Source organism: Streptomyces sp. NPDC051105 (assembly GCF_040682795.1).
Classification (GTDB): domain Bacteria; phylum Actinomycetota; class Actinomycetes; order Streptomycetales; family Streptomycetaceae; genus Streptomyces.
Window position 1 is genome coordinate 272,615 of record NZ_JBFBBR010000006.1, and the last position, 19,269, is coordinate 291,883.

15 protein-coding genes, 1 tRNA gene and 1 pseudogene are annotated in these 19,269 nt (G+C 70.0%); 9 read left to right on the forward strand and 8 right to left on the reverse strand.

Going from position 1 to position 19,269, the window contains the following annotated elements:
* The first annotated feature begins 16 nt into the window (after nt 1-16).
* From AB0N16_RS17590 to AB0N16_RS17615, 6 genes are read left to right on the forward strand one after another with little or no spacing between them, the layout of a single operon-like run.
* Nucleotides 17-805, forward strand: a complete 789-nt coding sequence (locus AB0N16_RS17590) for a DUF881 domain-containing protein (protein ID WP_365797547.1) — start codon at nt 17-19, stop codon at nt 803-805.
* Nucleotides 806-832: 27 nt separating this feature from the next.
* Nucleotides 833-1,516, forward strand: coding sequence for a class E sortase (locus AB0N16_RS17595; protein WP_365797549.1), 684 nt, complete (start codon nt 833-835; stop codon nt 1,514-1,516).
* Between the two features lie 52 nt (nt 1,517-1,568).
* Nucleotides 1,569-1,730, forward strand: a complete 162-nt coding sequence (locus AB0N16_RS17600) for a hypothetical protein (RefSeq protein ID WP_046727640.1) — start codon at nt 1,569-1,571, stop codon at nt 1,728-1,730.
* Entirely contained in the window at nt 1,727-2,365 is a 639-nt protein-coding gene (locus AB0N16_RS17605; protein ID WP_365797551.1) for an aminodeoxychorismate/anthranilate synthase component II, read from the forward strand. Before AB0N16_RS17600 ends, AB0N16_RS17605 begins: the two co-directional genes overlap by 4 nt.
* A complete protein-coding gene (locus AB0N16_RS17610) occupies nt 2,362-3,375 on the forward strand; it encodes a class E sortase (protein WP_365797553.1) in 1,014 nt (337 codons plus the stop codon). The genes AB0N16_RS17605 and AB0N16_RS17610 overlap by 4 nt, the downstream gene beginning before the upstream one ends.
* A gap of 19 nt (nt 3,376-3,394) precedes the next feature.
* The gene (locus AB0N16_RS17615; protein ID WP_365797555.1) at nt 3,395-4,144 is read left to right on the forward strand and encodes a class E sortase; all 750 of its coding nucleotides are present in this window, start codon (nt 3,395-3,397) and stop codon (nt 4,142-4,144) included.
* Between the two features lie 324 nt (nt 4,145-4,468).
* Here the strand turns inward: AB0N16_RS17615 and pknB are convergent, their stop codons facing one another.
* The 6 genes from pknB to AB0N16_RS17645 form a co-directional block, all read right to left on the reverse strand.
* Entirely contained in the window at nt 4,469-6,445 is a 1,977-nt protein-coding gene (pknB, locus tag AB0N16_RS17620) for a Stk1 family PASTA domain-containing Ser/Thr kinase (RefSeq protein WP_365797557.1), read from the reverse strand.
* Nucleotides 6,446-6,652: 207 nt separating this feature from the next.
* Entirely contained in the window at nt 6,653-8,137 is a 1,485-nt protein-coding gene (locus AB0N16_RS17625; protein WP_365797559.1) for a penicillin-binding protein 2, read from the reverse strand.
* Nucleotides 8,134-9,573 carry an FtsW/RodA/SpoVE family cell cycle protein gene (locus tag AB0N16_RS17630; RefSeq protein WP_365797561.1) on the reverse strand — a complete coding sequence of 480 codons (1,440 nt, stop codon included), beginning with the start codon at nt 9,571-9,573 and terminating at the stop codon, nt 8,134-8,136. Before AB0N16_RS17630 ends, AB0N16_RS17625 begins: the two co-directional genes overlap by 4 nt.
* A gap of 27 nt (nt 9,574-9,600) precedes the next feature.
* Nucleotides 9,601-11,166 (reverse strand): Stp1/IreP family PP2C-type Ser/Thr phosphatase, encoded by a 1,566-nt coding sequence (locus AB0N16_RS17635; RefSeq protein WP_365797887.1) that lies wholly within the window; start codon nt 11,164-11,166, stop codon nt 9,601-9,603.
* A gap of 98 nt (nt 11,167-11,264) precedes the next feature.
* On the reverse strand, nt 11,265-11,789 hold the full coding sequence (locus AB0N16_RS17640; protein WP_365797563.1) for an FHA domain-containing protein: 525 nt from the start codon (nt 11,787-11,789) through the stop codon (nt 11,265-11,267).
* A 10-nt stretch (nt 11,790-11,799) separates the two neighbouring features.
* Nucleotides 11,800-12,684: a DUF3662 and FHA domain-containing protein gene (locus AB0N16_RS17645; RefSeq protein WP_365797565.1), complete on the reverse strand. Its 885-nt coding sequence runs from the start codon at nt 12,682-12,684 to the stop codon at nt 11,800-11,802.
* Nucleotides 12,685-13,090: 406 nt separating this feature from the next.
* On the opposite strand from AB0N16_RS17645, the gene AB0N16_RS17650 reads away from it, so the two are divergent.
* A tRNA-Leu gene (locus tag AB0N16_RS17650) sits at nt 13,091-13,174 on the forward strand.
* Between the two features lie 197 nt (nt 13,175-13,371).
* On the opposite strand, the gene AB0N16_RS17655 is transcribed toward AB0N16_RS17650, so the two are convergent.
* Entirely contained in the window at nt 13,372-15,804 is a 2,433-nt protein-coding gene (locus tag AB0N16_RS17655; RefSeq protein WP_365797567.1) for an ABC transporter permease, read from the reverse strand.
* A gap of 266 nt (nt 15,805-16,070) precedes the next feature.
* A pseudogene (locus AB0N16_RS17660) lies at nt 16,071-16,778 on the reverse strand (ABC transporter ATP-binding protein); the annotation flags it as partial.
* A 455-nt stretch (nt 16,779-17,233) separates the two neighbouring features.
* Here AB0N16_RS17660 and AB0N16_RS17665 point away from each other — a divergent pair.
* Both AB0N16_RS17665 and AB0N16_RS17670 read left to right on the forward strand, forming a co-directional pair.
* Nucleotides 17,234-18,496, forward strand: a complete 1,263-nt coding sequence (locus tag AB0N16_RS17665; protein ID WP_365797889.1) for a sensor domain-containing protein — start codon at nt 17,234-17,236, stop codon at nt 18,494-18,496.
* A complete protein-coding gene (locus tag AB0N16_RS17670; RefSeq protein ID WP_365797569.1) occupies nt 18,469-19,128 on the forward strand; it encodes a response regulator transcription factor in 660 nt (219 codons plus the stop codon). The genes AB0N16_RS17665 and AB0N16_RS17670 overlap by 28 nt, the downstream gene beginning before the upstream one ends.
* The last annotated feature ends 141 nt before the right edge of the window (nt 19,129-19,269 follow it).

Genomic DNA, 19,269 nt, shown 5'->3' on the forward strand with positions numbered 1-19,269 from the left:
AGGAGATAAGGGTACGTTGAGCAATTCTGCCGACTCCAACGCGACCGGATCAACGGGTGCGGGCCCGGTCCGCAAGGGTGGCTTCCGGCCGGTGCGGATTCTCACCGTCGCGGTCTTCGCCCTGGCCGGTCTTCTCTTCTTCACCAGCTTCAACACGGCCAAGGGCACCGACATCCGCTCGGACGACAATCTGCTGAAGCTGTCCGACCTGATCCAGGAGCGCAGCCGCAAGAACAAGGACCTGGACGAGTCCAACGCGGGCTCGCGTGACCGGAACGAGAAGCTGGCCGAGCGCGACGACGGTTCCAGCAAGGCCGACGACGACAAGCTCTCCGGGCTGGAGAAGGACGCGGGAACCCAGAAGCTCACCGGCGACGCGATCACCGTCACGCTGAACGACGCCCCGCCGAACGCCACGGCCAAGCTCCCCGGCTATCCCGAGCCGCAGCCCGACTACCTGGTCATCCACCAGCAGGATCTGCAGGCCGTGGTGAACGCGCTGTGGCAGGGCGGCGCCCAGGGCATCAAGGTCATGGACCAGCGGCTGATCTCCACCAGTGCCGTGCGCTGTGTCGGCAACACCCTGATCCTGCAGGGCCGGGTGTACTCACCGCCGTACAAGATCCAGGCGGTGGGGGACCCGGCGAAGATGCAGCAGGCGCTGGCGGACTCGGAGGCGATTCAGAACTACATGGTGTACGTCAACGTGTACGGCCTCGGCTGGAAAGTCACCGAGGACGGGACGGTGACTCTGCCGGGCTACTCGGGCACAGTGGATCTGCACTACGCGAAGCCTGTGGGGTAAGCCGCTCGTCGTCTTCTGGAGCCGCCGGTGCGCGTGATCGTCAGGACCGTCAGCGAGCTCTGCATCACCATCGGTACGCTCATAGTCCTCTTCGTCGTGTATGTGCTGTTCTGGACCGGTGTGAAGGCCGACAGCGTGATGCATGACCAGATCGACCGGTTACAGCGGCAGTGGTCGGACAGTGCCACGGTGCATCCCACTGCCAAGACGTCCGCCGCCCCCGCCGAGCCGGCCGCGTACCACTACGGCAGGCCTTTCGCGATCATGTACATCCCTCGGTTCGGTTTCACGTGGAACAAGCCGGTCCTGGAGGGCACCGGCACCGATGTGCTGAAGAAGGGCCTCGCCCACTACGCCCGTACCGCCCGGCTGGGGCAGGAGGGCAATTTCGCGGTCGCCGGTCATCGGCGCACGTACGGTGACCCGTTCCTGGACTTCCCGAAGCTGCGCAGGGGCGATGCGATCGTGCTGACGGACGGTACGACCTGGTTCACGTATCGGATCGACAAAGGCCCCTACAAAACAGTTCCGACGGACGTTGAAGTGATCGACCCTGTGCCACGTAAGTCGGGGTATACGCGTCCAGGCCGCTATCTCACGCTGACCACGTGCGATCCGGAATGGGGGCACAGTCATCGGCTGATCGTCTGGGCGCATCTGGACTCCACGCAGCCTGTGGAGGCAGGCAAACCCGAGGCGCTGCGCCGTTAGTCTGGTGCAGTACGGCGGGATTCTGGTGCCGTGGTGGAACGGAAGGGACGGCATGTACGGCTGGATCTGGCGGCATCTGCCGGGCAACGTGTGGGTGAGGGCGTTGATCTCACTCGTGCTGGTCCTGGCCGTGGTCTATGTCCTCTTCCAGTACGTCTTCCCCTGGGCCGAACCGCTGCTGCCCTTCAACGATGTGACGGTGGACAACCAGTGAGCGCGCGGATTCTCGTCGTCGACAACTACGACAGCTTCGTCTTCAACCTGGTCCAGTACCTCTACCAGCTGGGCGCCGAGTGCGAGGTGCTGCGCAACGACGAGGTGTCGACGGCGCACGCCCAGGACGGCTTCGACGGGGTTCTGCTGTCGCCCGGGCCCGGTACGCCGGAGGAGGCGGGCGTGTGTGTGGACATGGTCCGTCACTGTGCCTCGACCGGGGTGCCCGTCTTCGGTGTCTGCCTCGGCATGCAGTCGATGCAGGTGGCGTACGGCGGTGTGGTGGACCGGGCGCCTGAGCTGCTGCACGGCAAGACGTCGCTGGTCGAGCACGAGGGCAAGGGGGTCTTCGCCGGACTGCCGACCCCGTTCACCGCGACCCGCTATCACTCGCTCGCCGCCGAGCCGGCCACCGTGCCGGCCCAGCTGGAGGTCACGGCCCGCACCCACGACGGGATCATCATGGGGCTCAGGCACCGTGAACTTCCGGTCGAGGGTGTGCAGTTCCATCCCGAGTCGGTGCTGACCGAGCACGGGCACCGGATGCTGGCCAACTGGCTGGTGGCGTGCGGTGACCAGGGGGCCGTGGCGAGGTCGGCGGGGCTCGCCCCGGTGGTGGGCAGGGCCACGGCGTGACCGCGCTGCGCCCCGAGCGCGAGACCGATACCCCGTACGGGGGTCAGTCGTACGGGGGGTCGAGTGCGCTCGGGGAGACGGCGTATCTCCCGCCGGTCGACGAGGAGACCGTGGCGCTGCGGATCCCCGATCCGCCGCCTATATCGGCTTCTGCGGGCACGGCAGCCTCATCTGCCCCTGGACTCCCAGGGGGCGGCCGAGCGGCCCGCAGAAAGGCAGCCAAGCGGCGTGGTGGCCGTCATGGCGGCGCATCGGAGGCGGCGCCGTCGGAGGAGACCCGTCCGTCGGGGCGGCCGCTCTCCCGGGTCGAGGCCCGTCGGCAGGCGCGGTTGCGCAAGCCGAGTCCGGCCGTCATGGCGAGCCGGGCGATAGGCGAGGTGTTCATCACCACCGGCGTGCTGATGCTGCTGTTCGTCACCTACCAGTTGTGGTGGACGAACGTCCGTGCCCATGCCCAGGCGGGCAAGGAGACGAGCAGCCTCCAGCAGGACTGGGCGAGCGGCAAGCGGGCCCCGGGTGTCTTCGAGCCGGGGCAGGGCTTCGCCATCCTGCACATTCCCAAGCTGGACGTGGAGGCGCCGATCGCCGAGGGCGTCAGCAACAAGAAGGTTCTCGACAAGGGCATGGTCGGCCACTACGGCGAGGGTGCGCTGAAGACCGCGATGCCGCAGGACAAGACCGGAAACTTCGGTCTCGCCGCGCACCGCAACACGCACGGTGAGCCGTTCCGGTACATCAACAGGCTGGTTGCCGGTGACGCGGTCGTCGTCGAGACACAGGACGAGTACTTCGTGTACAAGGTGACGTCGATGCTGCCGGTGACGTCGCCGAGCAACGTGAGTGTGCTGGACGCGATTCCGAAGGGTTCGGGTTTCACCAAGGCGGGCCGGTACATCACCCTGACCACCTGCACACCGGAGTTCACCAGCAAGTACCGGTTGATCGTGTGGGGCAAGATGGTCGAGGAACGCCCGCGCAGCAAGGGCAAGCCAGACGCGCTCGTCGAGTAAGGGCAGAGGCAGAGGAACAGTGGCAGCGACGGCCGACGACACCGAAGAGCAGACCGACGTGCCGGACGGGGCGCCCGCGCCGGGCCGTCGGCCGATCGGCCCGATCGCGATGGCGGTCAGCGTCTTCGGCGAACTCCTCATCACGGCGGGCCTGGTGCTGGGCCTGTTCGTCGTCTACTCGCTGTGGTGGACGAACGTCGTCGCGGACCGCAAGGCGGACCGGGAGGGTGACAAGGTCCGTGACACGTGGGCTCAGCAGGACACCGGTCCGGGGGCGCTGAACACGAAGAACGGCATCGGCTTCCTGCACGTGCCGTCCATGAGGAACGGTGAGGTGCTGGTCGAGAAGGGCACGTCGACGGACGTCCTGAACGACGGGGTGGCCGGCTACTACACCGATCCGGCGAAGGCCACGCTCCCCACCACCGGCAAGACCGGCAACTTCACCCTCGCCGCCCATCGGGACGGTCACGGCGCGAAGTTCCACAACATCGACAAGGTCAAGGTCGGCGATCCGATCGTCTTCGAGACGCGGGACAAGTGGTACGTCTACAAGGCGTACTCGATCCTGTCCGAGACCTCGAAGTACAACGTCAAGGTCCTCTCCCAGGTCCCCAAGGAGTCCGGCAAGACCAAGCCGGGCCACTACATCACCCTGACCACCTGCACACCGGTGTACACGAGCCGGTACCGGTACGTGGTGTGGGGCGAGTTGGTGCGGGTGGAGAAGGTCGACAGCGAGCGGACTCCGCCGAAGGAACTGCGCTGACTGAGCTCCTTGCGGGAGCTCAGTCGCCTCGCATGGCGGAGGCCCGAAGCCGCAAAACGCGGCGATGCTCAGGGCCTCCGGAGACGCTGTCGCGCAGGCTCTTCGATTCCAGCAGTGCTGATTCGTTGATCACGGTTCTGCCCTTCTGTCGGGTTCAGGGCAGAGCACTCGCACCCCATCCCATCCCATCCGATCAACGAGTCGGGACGAGGGAAGGGGCGAGCGAGTGGGGAACTCATGTGCGGCGGGCCTGGGAGACACGCCGGAGCCCCGGCGTCCTTCCGGGAGGAGGGGCGCCGGGGCTCTGTGGAACGGGTGCGGGGCTCAGCCGCTGGTACCGCCGAAGAAGTTGGTACCGCCGTTGTTGTTCCCGCCGTTGTTGCCGACGCTCACCGTGGTCAGGGTGATCTGCGTGTCACCGGGGTTGTCGACGCCGGTGTTGGCCTGCGGGTCCTGGTTGGTGACGAGCGCGTTGTCGCTGGAGTCGCCGTTGAACTGGATCTTGGTGAATCCGGCCGCCTGCAGGGTCTGCTTGGCCTGCTGCACGGTCTGGCCGAGCACGCTCGGTACGGCCGTCTGCTGCTTGGCCTTGCCGATCTGGATGTTCACCGTGGAGTTCTTCTTGACCTGCTGACCCTTTCCAGGGTCGGTCGAGACGACCTTGCCGACGAGGTTGGGGTCGTCGGTGTCCACCTCGGTGCAGTTGCCGACCAGGTTGTTCGCCTGCATCTGCGCCTTGGCATCGTCACAGCTCTTGCCGGTGACGTCGGGAACCGTGACCTTCTCCTCGGCCTTGGCGACCGTGAGGGTGATCGTGGAGCCCTTTTCGAGTTCCGTGTCGCCCGAGGGGTCCTGGCCGATGACGACACCCGCGGTCTGCTCGGAGACCTGGGTCTTCTTCTCGACCCTGAAGCCCTTGGCCGTGAGCTGCTCCTCCGCCTTGTCGAAGGTCAGGCCCTGGACGTCCGGCACAGCGACCTTCGGCGCCCCCGTCGACACCACCAGGTTGATCGTGTCGCCCTTGTTGACGTCCGAGCCGAGGACCGGGTCCTGGGAGCAGACACTGCCCTTCGGCGCACTGTTGCAGGCCTTCTTGGTCGGTGTTCCCAGCTTCAGGCCTGAGTTCACGGCCATCTTCTGCGCGTCCGCGTAAGTCTGGCCGACGAAGTTCGGGACTTTGAAGGGTTTGTCCGCGCCGTCTCCGCTGACCACCCATTTCCCGATCAGGATGGAGCCGACCAGCACCAGGATGCCGGCGACCATGAGCAGGATCGTGGAGGTGTTGCTCTTCTTCTGCTGGCGGCGGCGGTCCGGGCGTTCGTCGTAGCCGTAACCGCCGTCGTCCGGGTTCATCGGCGGCAGCATGGTGGTCGCGCCGGCGTCGGCGCGCAGCGCGGTGGTCGCCTGGTCGTCCGGGTAGCCGTAGCCCACCGAGCCCATCGCCGCGGTGGCGGCGACCGGCTGGCCGTCGAGGCACGCCTCGATGTCGGCGCGCATCTCGTCGGCCGACTGGTAGCGGTAGTTCGGGTCCTTGACCAGGGCCTTCAGGACGATGGCGTCCATCTCGGGGGTGATCTCGGGGTCGAACACCGACGGGGGCTGCGGTTCCTCGCGGACGTGCTGGTAGGCGACGGCCACCGGGCTGTCGCCCACGAACGGGGGTCGTACCGTCAGCAGCTCGTAGAGCAGGCAGCCGGTCGAGTAGAGGTCCGAGCGGGCGTCGACTTGCTCGCCCTTCGCCTGCTCCGGGGAGAGGTACTGGGCGGTGCCGATCACGGCCGCGGTCTGGGTCATGGTCATGCCGGAGTCGCCCATGGCGCGGGCGATGCCGAAGTCCATGACCTTGACCTGGCCGTTGCGCGTGAGCATGACGTTCGCGGGCTTGATGTCACGGTGGACGATGCCGCTGCGGTGGGCGTACTCCAGGCCCTGGAGGATGCCGATGGTCATTTCCATCGCGCGCTCGGGCAGCAGCTTGCGGCCGGAGTGCAGCAGCTCACGGAGCGTCGAACCGTCTACGTACTCCATGACGATGTACGGGATCGAGACCCCGTCGATGTAGTCCTCGCCCGTGTCGTAGACCGCGACGATCGCGGGATGGTTGAGCGAGGCGGCCGACTGGGCCTCCCGGCGGAACCGGGCCTGGAAGGACGGGTCGCGCGCGAGGTCCGCTCGCAGCGTCTTCACCGCCACCGTGCGGCCGAGCCGGGTGTCATGCGCGAGGTAGACCTCCGCCATGCCACCGCGGCCGAGCACGTGGCCCAGTTCGTACCGGCCGCCTAGGCGACGCGGCTCTTCCATAGTTCCCTACCAGCCCTCTCCGTCGGTCCCGACCGGCACGGGTGTGCGGTCGGAGGCTGCCGTCCGGGCCTACCGTACCCGGCTGTGTTTGTGTGACCTGGCCAAGCCCGTAACCCGATACAGGACCGGTATCGCAACGTGCGTCGATGTGAAGGAGACGTGAGCGGTGTCACGTCCCGCGGCGCCGGAGCGCCGCGGCGGGCGGGGTCACTTCTTGGAGTTGATGACCGCCTCCATCACGCTCTTCGCGATCGGGGCCGCGAGGCCGCCGCCGGAGATGTCGTCGCGGTTGGCCTGGTCGTCCTCGATCACCACGGCGACGGCGACCGGCTTGCTGCCGTCGGGGAGCCTGGCGTAGGAGATGAACCAGGCGTACGGGTTCTCGCTGTTCTCCACACCGTGCTGGGCGGTACCGGTCTTGCCGCCCACGGTGACGCCGTTGATCTGCGCGTTCGTGCCGGTGCCCTCCTTGACGACCGTCTCCATCATCGACTGGAGGATCTGGGCGTTCTCGGAGGACAGCGGCTGGCTCAGTTCCTGCGGGTCGGTCTGGGAGATGGTGTCGACGCCCGACGACTGGAGCTTGTCGATCATGTACGGCTTCATCAGCTTGCCGTCGTTGGCGACCGCGGAGGCGACCATGGCCATCTGCAGCGGGGTCGCGGCGGTGTTGAACTGGCCGATCGAGGACAGTGCGGTCTGCGACTGGTTCATGTTGTCGGAGAACACCGAGGCGCTGGAGCGGACCGGGGTGAACTGCTCCTCGTCGAAGCCGAACTTCTTCGCCTCGGCCAGCATCTTGTCGTTGCCGAGGTCGGCGCCGATCTTGCCGAAGACGGTGTTGCAGGAGTACCGCAGCGCGACCCGCATGGTCGCGTTCTTGCAGGGGATGCTGCCCTCGTTCTTCAGCTCGGTGGTGGTGCCCGGCATGACGTATGGCAGCGGGGACTTCGTGGCCTCGTCGGCGGAGGTGTACAGCCCGTTCTGGAGCGCGGCCGCGGCGGTGACCACCTTGAAGGTGGAGCCCGGCGGGTAGGTCTCGCGCAGCGCCCGGTTCAGCATCGGGTCGTTGGGGTTGTACTTCTTCTGCAGCTTCTTCCAGGCCTCGGCGTCGGTGTCCGAGGTGCCCGCGAAGGCCGAGGGGTCGTACGACGGGTAGGAGGCGAGGGCCAGGATCTTGCCCGTGGAGGGGTCGAGGGCGACGACGGCGCCCTTGCCGCCCTGCTTCTTCAGCCCGTTGTAGGCGGCGCTCTGGGCGGCCGCGTTGAGGGTGGTGACGACGTTGCCGCCCTGCTTCTGCTTGCCCGTGATCATGTCGAGGGTGTTGCGGAAGAAGAGCCGGTCGTCGTTGCCGGTGAGGATGCCGTCCTCGAGGGATTCCAGCTGGTTGGCGCCGAAGGCCTGGGAGGCGTAGCCGGTGACCGGGGCCCACATGGGGCCGTTCTTGTAGGTGCGCTTGTACTTCAGGTCGTTCAGGCCCGAGGAGCTGGAGGCGGTGGAGCCGGTGATCGGGTTGCCGCCGACGATGATGTCGCCGCGCGGGGTGGAGTAGCGGGCGATGGTGACCCGGCGGTTGGCGGTGTCCTCGCGCAGGGTGTCGGCCTTGACGTACTGGAGCCAGTTGTCGCGCAGCAGCAGGGTGAGGACCAGGAGGCCGCAGAAGATCGCGATCCGGCGCAGGGGCTTGTTCATGAGGGGCGGACCACCTGGGTCATCTCGGCGTCGGGGTTGGCGGCGGGGGCGGGGGCCGGGCGCCGGGCGGTGTCGCTGATGCGGATCAGGATGCCGATCAGGGCCCAGTTGGCGATCACGGAAGAACCGCCGTACGCGAGGAACGGCATGGTCATACCGGTCAGCGGGATGAGGCCCATGACACCGCCGGAGACGACGAACACCTGGAGGGCGAAGGCGCCGGAGAGGCCGATGGCGAGCAGCTTGCCGAACGGGTCGCGGGCGGCGAGGGCGGTGCGTACGCCGCGTTCCACGATCAGGCCGTAGATGAGCAGGAGCGCCATGATGCCGGCCAGGCCCAGTTCCTCGCCGAAGGTGGCGAGGATGAAGTCGGAGTTGGCGGCGAACCGGATGAGTTCGGAGTGGCCCTGGCCGAGGCCGGTGCCGAGGGTGCCGCCGGAGCCGAACGCCCACAGGGCCTGCATCGCCTGCTCGGAGTGGCCGGCGACGCCCTGACGGCTGAGGGTGTACTCCTTCATCGGGTCGAGCCAGGCCTGGACGCGCTGCTGGACGTGGGGTTCGAAGCTGGCCACGCCGACCGCGCCGGCCCCCGACATCAGCAGACCGAAGACGATCCAGCTGGTCCGCTCGGTGGCGACGTACAGCATGATGACGAACATTCCGAAGAACAGCAGCGAGGTGCCGAGGTCGGTCTCGAAGACCAGGATCAGGATCGAGATGAACCAGACGACCAGGATCGGGCCGAGGTCGCGGCCGCGTGGCAGGTACAGGCCCATGAAGCGGCGGCTGGCGAGGGCGAGCGCGTCGCGCTTGACCATCAGGTAGCCGGCGAAGAACACCGCGAGGACGATCTTGGCGAACTCGCCGGGCTGGATGGAGAAGCCGGCGACGGAGATCCAGATCTTGGCGCCGTAGATGTTCTGGCCGAGGCCCGGCACCAGCGGCAGCAGCAGCAGGAAGAGCGCGCCGACCATGGAGATGTAGGTGTAGCGCTGCAGGGCGCGGTGATCCTTGAGGAAGATCAGCACGACGATGAACAGGGCGATGCCCATCGCGGTGTACAGCAGCTGGCGCGGTGCCGCGGTGCCCGCCTGTTTGATCGACTGGAGCAGCTTGGACTGGTCGAGCCGCCAGATGACGACGAGCCCGAGTCCGTTCAGCAGGGTGGCCAGGGGCAGCAGCAGGGGGTCCGCGTACGGGGCGAACTTGCGTACGGCGAGGTGGGCGACGCCGGCCAGGAGGCCGAGGCCCAGGCCGTAGCTCAGCAGTCCCGCGGGGACCTTGTCGTTGATGGCCAGGCCCACGTTGGCGTAGGCGAACACCGGGATGGCGACGGCGAACACCAGGAGTGCGAGCTCGGTGTTGCGTCGGCTCGGTGTGCCGATGGAGCCGATCGTGGACGTGTGGTGCGTCGACGTGTTGGTAGTACTGCTCATCGTGTGACGGGGCCTCTCACGGCTTGCCTACTGCTTACCGCACAGCGAGACGACCTTCTGCTCATCCTCCGAGAGGGTGGGGCCGGGGCTGGGGGTCGCTGAGGGGGACGGGGACGTTGACGCCGAGGGGGACGCCGAGTTCGAAGGGCTTGGCGAGGCCTTGGACGTGAGAGAGGTCTTGGTGGTTCCCGTGGTGCCGCCGGCCTCGCCCTGGCCGGTCTTGGAGTTGGTCTTGGACTCGGAGGCGGTGCGCTCCGACTCCTTCTTGCAGGCGGAGGCCTGCACGGCCAGCTCCTGGACCTTCGACTGGGCGTCCGTGAGACCGCCCTCGGCGATGGTGGCCTTGACCTGCTTCTGCTGGTACGGCGGCAGGTACTTGAGTTCGATCTCGGGGTGGTCCTTCTCCACCTTCGAGAGCGACACCCAGGCCAGGTCCTGGCTGATGCCCTGGTACAGCGCGACGTGCTCGCCGTTGGCGCCGACGTAGTACTGGGTCTGCGTCCAGCGGTAGCCGCCGTACAGGCCCCCGCCGATGACGGCGAGGGCGAGGATGCCGTAGAAGGATCTCTTCAGCCACCTGCGGCCCTTGCGGGGCTTGACGAAGTCGTCGTCGGTGTAGTCGCCGAAGCTGCCGGCCGGGACGTATCCGGTGGTGTCGCCGGAGCCGGGCGGGCCGAACTCGCCGTCCCCGCCCTGGCCGGGCACCTGGCGGCCCAGGTTCGCGGCACGGCCGGCCGGGGTCTGCATGAAGCCGTTGTCGTGCAGGTGGTGCTGGTTCTCGGCGACGGCGCCGACCACGACCGGGGTGTCGGAGAGCTGCCCGGCGAGGGTGTCTCCGGTGTCCAGGTCGAGGACGTCGGCGATGATGACCGTGATGTTGTCGGGGCCGCCGCCGCGCAGTGCGAGCTGGATCAGCTCCTGCACGGTCTCCTGGGGCCCCTGGTAGCTGGCGAGGGTCTCCTCCAGGGTCTGGTGGGAGACGACCCCGGAGAGTCCGTCGGAGCAGATGAGATAACGGTCACCCGCGCGGACCTCGCGGATGGACAGGTCGGGCTCGACGTGCTCGCCGCTGCCCAGCGCGCGCATCAGCAGTGAGCGCTGCGGGTGGGTGGTGGCCTCTTCCTCGGTGATCCGGCCCTCGTCGACGAGCCGCTGCACCCAGGTGTGGTCCTGGGTGATCTGCGTGAGCAGGCCGTCCCGCAGCAGGTACGCGCGGGAGTCGCCGACGTGCACCAGGCCGAGCCGCTGGCCGGTCCAGAGCAGGGCGGTGAGGGTGGTCCCCATGCCCTCGAGCTGTGGGTCCTCCTCGACCATGGCGCGCAGCTGGTCGTTGGCGCGCTGCACGGCGTGGCCGAGGGAGGTGAGGATGTCGGAGCCGGGCACGTCGTCGTCGAGCGTGACCAGGGTGGAGATCACCTCGGAGGAGGCGACCTCGCCGGCGGCCTGGCCGCCCATGCCGTCGGCGATGGCGAGCAGGCGGGGACCGGCGTAACCGGAGTCCTCGTTGCCCTCGCGGATCATGCCTTTGTGCGATCCGGCGGCGAAGCGCAGTGACAGACTCATGCGCACCTCGCCTGTCGGCTCCGGGTACATCCGCACGGTGCCCACCCTCCGGTCGGGAGCGCGCAGCGGACCGGCGTCAGGTCCGCCACCGCGTGCTCGCTCCGCTCGCGCCTATCCATGATGTAGCACTACTTCCGCAGCTCGATGACGGTTTTGCCGATGCGGATCGGCGCGCCCAGCGGGATCGGTGTGGGAGTCGTCAGGCGGGACCGGTCCAGGTAGGTGCCGTTCGTGGAGCCGAGGTCCTCGACGATCCACTGGCCGTCGCGATCCGGGTAGATCCTGGCATGGCGGCTGGAGGCGTAGTCGTCGTCCAGCACGATCGTGGAGTCGTGGGCGCGGCCCAGGGTGATGGTCTGGCCCTGGAGGGCGACCGTCGTACCCGTGAGCGTGCCCTCGGAGACCACGAGCTTGCTGGGGGCGTTGCGCCGTCGGCCGCCGGAGGCGGCAGGCTGCTGGCCGCGCTGCTGCGGTGGCGCGGCCTGCTGCCGGGCGGCGGGCTGCTGCCGGCGTCCTTCTTCCCTACGCGATCCGCGCTGGGTGACGCGCGTACCGAACAGGTCGCTGCGGATGACCTGCACGGCCACGATCACGAACAGCCACAGTACGGCCAGGAAACCCAGCCGCATGACCGTGAGGGTCAGCTCTGACATTGCCCCCGCTTCACCCTTCGGCTTGCCGGTAAATGATGGTGGTGCTGCCCACGACGATCCGCGAGCCGTCGCGGAGCGTAGCGCGGGTGGTGTGCTGCCCGTCCACCACGATGCCGTTGGTGGACCCGAGGTCCTGGATCGTCGAGGGCGTTCCGGTCCGGATCTCGCAGTGCCGGCGGGAGACGCCGGGGTCGTCGATCCGCACGTCGGCCTCGGTGCTGCGGCCCAGCACGAGCGTCGCGCGGGAGATCTGATGGCGGGTGCCGTTGATCTCGATCCAGTAGCGGGTACGGGAGCCGGGCGACGGGGCGCCGACCGGTCCGGAGGGCCCTGCGGGCCGCTGGGCGGCGGGCTGGGCCGGCTGCGGGTAGCCGTAGCCGCCGGGGCGCTGCGGGGCGCCGGGCGGCGGTGCGCTCGGCATGGGCGGGGCCGCGGCGGACTGCGGGTAGCCGTAGCCGCCCGATCGCTGCGGGGCGCCGCCGGCCGCGGGCGCGCGCTCCGGGGCGGCCTGCTGGTTGCTGGAGGAGGCGAGGGTGCGGCTGCGTACCCGGTACAGGCCGGTGTCCAGGTCCTCGGCCTTCTCCAGGTTGACCTTGATCGGCCCCATGAAGGTGTAGCGCTGCTGCTTGGCGTAGTCGCGGACCATTCCGGCGAGCTCGTCGCCGAGCTGCCCGGAGTAGGGGCTGAGCCGCTCGAAGTCGGGAGCGCTCAGCTCGACGATGAAGTCGTTGGGTACGACGGTCCGGTCGCGGTTCCAGATGGTCGCGTTGTTGTCGCACTCGCGCTGCAGCGCACCGGCGATCTCCACGGGCTGGACCTCGGACTTGAACACCTTCGCGAAGGTGCCGTTGACCAGACCTTCGAGACGCTGCTCGAACTTCTTCAGGACTCCCACAGGGCACCTCCTCTGTCGCGTTGCCCGTACGGCTTGCCTTACCGCTACTGCTCACTGATCGTATCTACGCGCCCGGCAATCAGCCGGTTCCCCCAGCGGCCCCCCTTCGAACTCCTCGGCACGCTTCTTCCTGTCGAGGATCGGCGCTTCTTCTGCCAAGGATCGTAGAGGTGGCCCATGACCAGTGTCCCGCACCTGACTGTGCACCCGATCCGTCTCCTGGACAGATGGCCTCGACCGGTACGAGGTTGATACGTGAATGCCGACTGCTCGGTACGTGAGCGTCGGGACATCGCTGCCCGAGATAAGGGATGTGAACCCACCCCTTCCCACGTGCTAGTGTTCTGCGTGTCGGAAGGCGCCGGGCCGAAGGAAACAGAGGCCGGGACCGGAGGACACACCCAATGCGCGGGTGGCGGAATAGGCAGACGCGCTGGATTCAGGTTCCAGTGCCCGCAAGGGCGTGGGGGTTCAACTCCCCCCTCGCGCACAGAGGCAAAGGCCCATCGTGATCACGATGGGCCTTTTTGCTGTGCCGTTGTGGTTCACGGGGCGGGCGTGTGGTCGGCCAGCCCGGGGTGACGGTGTGATTTTCCTGCCGGTGTGAGGTGTCTCTCACTGGGCGGACCACGGAGTGGGTCACTGGGCGGACCGGTGGGTGGGTCACTGGGCGGACCGCTGGGTGGGTCACCGGGTGGACGGGTGCGGTCTTCGGGTGGCCGCGGCGGCCGGTGCGGTCGCGGCCAGGACCGCGAGGGCCGCGCAGACGGCGGTGGTGGCGCCCAGGGCCGGCCAGGGGAGGGCGAAGGCGGCCGGGGCGTGCAGGACGCGCAGGGCCACCCCGACGGCCGCCAGGTTCAGGGCCGTGACCAGCAGGCCCAGCAGGGCGCCGACCGCGACCACCGTCAGCGCCTCGGCGCCGACCAGCCGCAGCACCTGGCGCCGGGTGGCGCCGGCCAGCCGTAGCGCGGCCAGTTCGCGGACCCGGTCGGAGGTGGCCATCACCATGGTGTTGACCAGGGAGATCCCGGTGTAGAGGAGCGCGATGCCGAGGACCAGGAGGAAGCCGAGGCGAGTGGTGCGGTCGGTCCGCGGGTAGGTCGCCGCGATCCACTGGTCCGCGGTGCGGACCCGGCCGCCGTCCGCCCGGACCGCCCCGCGCAGGCCGGCGGCCACCGCGGCCGCGTCCGCGCCGTCCGCCAGGGCCACGTCGACCCGGTCGACGGCCGCGCCGGCGGCGTTGGCCGGGGTGACGTACACCCCGTTGTCGCCGGTGCCCCGTGTCATCACGGCGGCGATGCGCAGGTTCTTCCGGGTGCCGTCGCCCAGCCACACCCGCACCCGCTGCCCGACGGTGTGCCTCTCCCACTCCTCGTTGACGATGATCGAGCCGTCGTCCAGGCCGGTGGTCCGGCCGGCGGCGAGCGGGAGGCGGGCGGTGGCGGCCAGCGCGGCGGGATCGGCGGCCCTGGCCTCGGACCTGACCAGCGCGACCCCGTCCTCCAGGACGTACACCGCGCTCGCCGAGGTCATCGACACCTCGGTGCCGGGCACCGCGCGCAGCGCCTTGAGCGTCGCTCCGTCGAACCCGTCCGCCGAGGGCGTGACGACGAAGGCCGCGGTGGTCCGGTCGCGGATCTCGGCGGCCCTGGCCGCGTTGAGCGTGGCGGTGGCGCCGAGCAGCGAACCCGCGAGGGCGACCGTCACCAGCACGGGCGCCGCGACGGAGGCCGTACGGCGCACCGCGGCGGCCGCGTTCTCGCGCACCAGCAGGCCGGCGGCGCCCGGGAGCCGCGCCGGGGCCCAGGTGAGCAGCCGGGTCAGCGGGCGGACCAGGACGGGGGCCAGCAGGGCGATCGCCGTGATCAGCAGCATCGGACGGCTCACATAGCTCTTGCGGTGCAGCAGAGCGCCCGGGTCGCCGAGGAACGGGAGCACCGCCGCGGCCAGCAACAGAGCCCCGCCGCACAGCCAACGCCCCCAGGTCATCGGCCTGTTGTCCACGGCTGCCTCGCGCAGCGCCTGCGCCGGTCCGGTCCGGCCCGCCCGCCAGGACGCGGCGACCACTCCGCAGAGCGCGACCAGCACTCCGGTCGAGAAGGCCGCGCAGTACGGCCAGACGGCGTCACCCGTCTCGAACCAGTCCGGGGCGAGTCCGCCGTCGACCGTCCAGCGGACCAGGCGGGGCGCGCCGTAGCGGCCGAGCACACAGCCCGCCGCCGAGGCCATCACGCCGACCAGCAGGGCCTCGGCGGCCACCGTCCGGCGCAGTTGCCCGGGCGTCGCCCCGGCGGCGCGCAGCAGACCGAACTCGCGGCGGCGCTGGGCGACCGCGAAGGCGAACGTCGACGCCACCACGAACACCGACACGAAGGCGGTGACCCCGCCGGCCGTGCCGAAGAGGGCGTTCAGCGCGGTCAGCGCCTCGCGGTCACGGTCGGGATCCGGGTCGGCGTAGCGGCGGTCGGCGCCGGTGAGGACCCGGACGCCCGTGATGTTTTTCACCGCGTTCCGTACGGCCGCGACATCGGAGAATGTGGCCAACTGCACACTGTGGGGCTGGAGTTGCGCGGACCGTGCGTCGGTGTAGAAGACGGCGTGCTCGAAGCCGCGGTCGGCGACCGTGCCGACGACCCTGACGCTGCCGTGCTGCGTGCGCAGGCTCTGGCCGGGCTTCGCCCAGGTGCCGCTGACCACCACCTCGTCGGCGGCGCGTGGGGCACGCCCCGAGGCGATCTCGTACGGTGCGAACGCGGCGACCGACCAGGGGTGGCCGACCAGATCGCCGGGCCCGCCCCGCGCCCGTACGGCGAAGGAGCGGTCCGGGGTGAGCCGGCCGAGCCTCGCCAACTCGGCGACGGCGGCGGGGGGTACGGCACGCGGCTCGGCCAGCTTCTGGGTGCGGTCGCCGATCGGGGTGGGCACGCGCAGGGTGTCGGTGCCCTGGACGACGACCGGGGCGGCGGCGAACCGCTCCGGGGCGCGGGTCGGCGCGTCCAGCGAGGCGGCGAGGGCGAGGCCCATCACGGTGAGCAGCCCGACGCCGAGCGCGAGGGCGACGAATGCGCCGACGAAGGTGACCCAGCGGGCGCGGAGGGTACGCAGGGCGACACTCAGCACGGGAGCGCCTCCGGCTGGGGGGCGGGGGTGGTGCCGGGGGTGGTCGCGGGGGTGGTGCCGGGGGTGGTCGCGGGTGCGGTGCCCGGGGTGGTCGCGGGTGCGGTGTCGGTCGCGGTTTCGGTCCGGGGTGTGGGGTCGGTGTCGGTGGTGGGTCTGGTTTGGGGTGCGGTTTCGGGGCCGGTCGTTGTGTTGGTTCGGGGTGTGGTTCCGGTGTTCGTCGCGGCTTTGGTTCGGGGTGCGGTGTCGGTGTCGGTCGTGGGGGGTTTCTCCAGCTCGGTCATCCGTGCCGCGATGGCGTCGGCGCTCGGGCTCGTCAGTTCGCCGTTGACCCGGCCGTCGACCAGGAAGACCACGCGGTCGGCGTAGGAGGCGGCGACGGGGTCGTGGGTGACCATGACGGTTGTCTGGCCCTGGTCGTCGACCATGGCCCGCAGCAGCGTCAGCACCTCCCGGCCGGTCCGTGAGTCCAGGGCGCCGGTCGGCTCGTCTCCGAAGAGCACCTCCGGGCGGGTGATCAGGGCACGGGCCAGTGCCACCCGCTGCTGCTGCCCGCCGGACAGCTCGGTCGGCCGGTGCCGGGCGCGTTCGCCCAGACCGACCTGCCGGAGCACCTCGCGGACCCGGGACCTCGGCACGCGCCGGCCGGCCAGCCGCAGTGGCAGCGCCACGTTCTGCTCGGCGGTCAGCGAGGGCAGCAGATTGAACGACTGGAACACGAACCCGACCCGCTCCCGGCGCAGCCGGGTCAGCTTCGTCTCGCTCAGCCCGGTCAGTTCGGTCCCGGCCAGCAGGACCGACCCGGAGGTGGGCCGGTCCAGGCCCGCCGCGCACTGCAGCAGCGTCGACTTGCCGGAGCCGGACGGGCCCATGACGGCGGTGAAGGTGCCCTTCGGGAAGCCCAGGGAGACCTGGTCGAGCGCGGTGACGGCGCTGTCGCCGGAGCCGTAACGCCTGCTGACGGAACGCAAGGTGATCGCGTCGCCGGTGCCGCCGGTGCTGTCGGTGCTGTCGGTGCTGTCGGTGCTGCCGGTGCTGTCGGTGCTGTCGGTGCTGTCGGTGCTGTCGGTGCCGCCGGTGCTGTCGGTGCTGTCGGTGCTGTCGGTGCTGCCCGTGTCGCCGGTGCCGCCGGTGCTGCCCGTGTCGCCGGTGCCGCCGGTACTGCCCGTGTCGCCGATGTCGCTGGGGTCGCTGGGGTCGCTGGTCATGTGGCCTCACTGCTCGAAGGGTCGTCTGGTGGTGGCCCGGGTGGGTGGCCGGGTGATGGGTCCACGAAACCGTTCGGGGGTGGGGTGGCGCAGTGCGGCGGGACGGAGATCCGGGGTAGGGCCAGGCATACCTCCACCGCGGTGGCTGGACGGATGGCCGGGGCCGCGGCCCGCCGCCTACGGTGACCGGCATGCAGCCCCCTCCCCGCAGCGTCTGGCAGGCCATGGCCGGGCCCGGCTTCCTGGTCTCCGGCTGGCCCTGGCGTGCCGCCGGCTACCTGCTGACCGGCGCGGTCACCGGTGCCGTACTCCTCGCGGGACTGGTCACCGCGGTCACGGCCGGCGTCGCGCTCGCCGTCGTACTCGTCGGGCTGCCCCTGCTGCTCCTCACGGCGCTCGCGGGCCTTCCGGTGGCCCGGCTCGAACGGCAGCGGCTGCGGCTGGTCGACCGGCATCCGGCGTACGACCCGCATGTACGGCCTTCCGCGACCGGCCTGCGGGCCTGGCTGACGACCCGGCTGCGGGAGCGGGCGACCTGGCGCGAGCTCGGCCACGCCCTGCTGTTCGCGGGCCTGTTGTGGCTCCTGGACGCGCTCGCCGTGACCCTCGCCCTGCTCTGCCCGCTGTCGCTGGTCGCCGCCCCACTGCTGCTGGCCACGGCCGGCGAGGGGCGCGGGACGAAGGTGCTGAAGGTGTGGACGGTCAGTACCTGGCCGGCCGCCTTCGGGGTGGCGATGCTGGGGTTGTCGCTGTTGGCTGTCGGCGGCTACGCGCTGGGCGTCGCGGCCGGTGCGCGGGCCGAGCTGACCCGGTTGCTGATCGCGCCGCGCGAGGCGGAGCTGGGGTCGCGGATGGTCGAACTGGCGCGCTCCCGGGCGCGGTTGGTGGACGCCTTCGAGGCGGAGCGGCGGCGTATCGAACGCGATCTGCACGACGGCGCCCAGCAACGCCTGGTCGCCCTGTCGATGACCCTCGGCCTGGCCCTGCTGGACGCCCCGCCGGGCCCGTTCGCCGAGCAACTCGCCAAGGCCCAGCGGGAGGCGGGCGAGGCGCTCGCCGAACTGCGGGAGATCGTCCACGGCATCCATCCCAAGGTGCTCGCCGACCACGGCCTGGCGGCGGCGGTGGCCGACGCGGCCGACCGCACGGCCGTTCCCGTGGACGTCGACTTCCGGCTGCCCGTACGGCTGCCGCAACCGGTGGAGGCGGCCGCGTACTTCGTGGTGCGCGAGGCGCTCGCCAACGTCGACCGGCACAGTGGCGCGGGCCGTGCCTCGGTGCGCGGCGGGCACCGGGACGGGCGGTTGTTCCTGGAGGTGCGCGACGACGGCCGGGGCGGCGCGGACGCCTCGGCGGGCAGCGGGCTCACCGGACTCGGGGACCGGGTGTCGGTGCTGGATGGCACACTCTCCGTGTCCAGTCCGCCGGGCGGACCGACCCTGCTGCGTGTGGAGTTGCCGTGCGAACCGACCGACCGCTGCGGGTAGTCCTGGCCGAGGACAGCGTGCTGCTGCGGGAGGGGATCGTCGGGCTGCTGAGCCGCTGCGGACACGAGGTGGTCGCGGCCGTGGGGGATGCGGAGGCGCTGGTCGCGGCGGTGGCGGAGCATGCCCCGGACGTCGTCGTGACGGACGTGCGGATGCCGCCGGGCTTCCAGGACGAGGGTCTGCACGCGGCGGTGCGACTGCGCGCGGACCGGCCGACGCTGCCGATCCTGGTGCTCAGTCAGTACGTGCAGCGCAGTTACGCGGCCGATCTGCTCGACTCCGGTGACGGGACGGGCGTCGGCTATCTGCTCAAGGACCGGGTGGGGCAGGTGGCGGACTTCGTCGAGGCGTTGTGCGCGGTGGCCGACGGGGGGACGGTGGTCGACCCCGAGGTGGTACGGCAACTGCTGCGCCGGCGCCGGGATCCACTGGAGCGGCTGTCCCCGCGCGAGCGGGAGGTGCTGGCGCTGGTCGCGGAGGGGAGGTCGAACGGCGCGATCGCCCGGGAGCTGGTGGTCTCGGAGGCGGCGGTGGGCAAGCACATCGGCGGGATCCTGACCAAGCTGGACCTGCCACCGGCGGAGGAGACCCATCGGCGGGTCCTGGCGGTGCTGGCTTTCCTGCGGGCCTGAGGTGGGTCGGAATTCCTGTCCGCCCCCGAAGTTATCCACAGGGCCTGACGCGCTTCCGGCCCCCACCTGTACCGTTTCCACGAATTGATGTTCGTGCCGGTGCCGGTGCCGGTGCCGGTGCCGGTGCGGGTGCGGGTGCGG

Coding starts and splice junctions, on each gene's coding strand:
- AB0N16_RS17600 (WP_046727640.1), top strand. CDS start 1,569: ATGTACGGCTGGATCTGGCGGCATCTGCCGGGCAACGTGTGGGTGAGG.
- AB0N16_RS17665 (WP_365797889.1), top strand. CDS start 17,234: ATGGCCGGGCCCGGCTTCCTGGTCTCCGGCTGGCCCTGGCGTGCCGCC.
- pknB (WP_365797557.1), bottom strand. CDS start 6,445: ATGGAAGAGCCGCGTCGCCTAGGCGGCCGGTACGAACTGGGCCACGTG.
- AB0N16_RS17630 (WP_365797561.1), bottom strand. CDS start 9,573: ATGAGCAGTACTACCAACACGTCGACGCACCACACGTCCACGATCGGC.
- AB0N16_RS17635 (WP_365797887.1), bottom strand. CDS start 11,166: ATGTACCCGGAGCCGACAGGCGAGGTGCGCATGAGTCTGTCACTGCGC.
- AB0N16_RS17625 (WP_365797559.1), bottom strand. CDS start 8,137: ATGAACAAGCCCCTGCGCCGGATCGCGATCTTCTGCGGCCTCCTGGTC.
- AB0N16_RS17640 (WP_365797563.1), bottom strand. CDS start 11,789: ATGTCAGAGCTGACCCTCACGGTCATGCGGCTGGGTTTCCTGGCCGTA.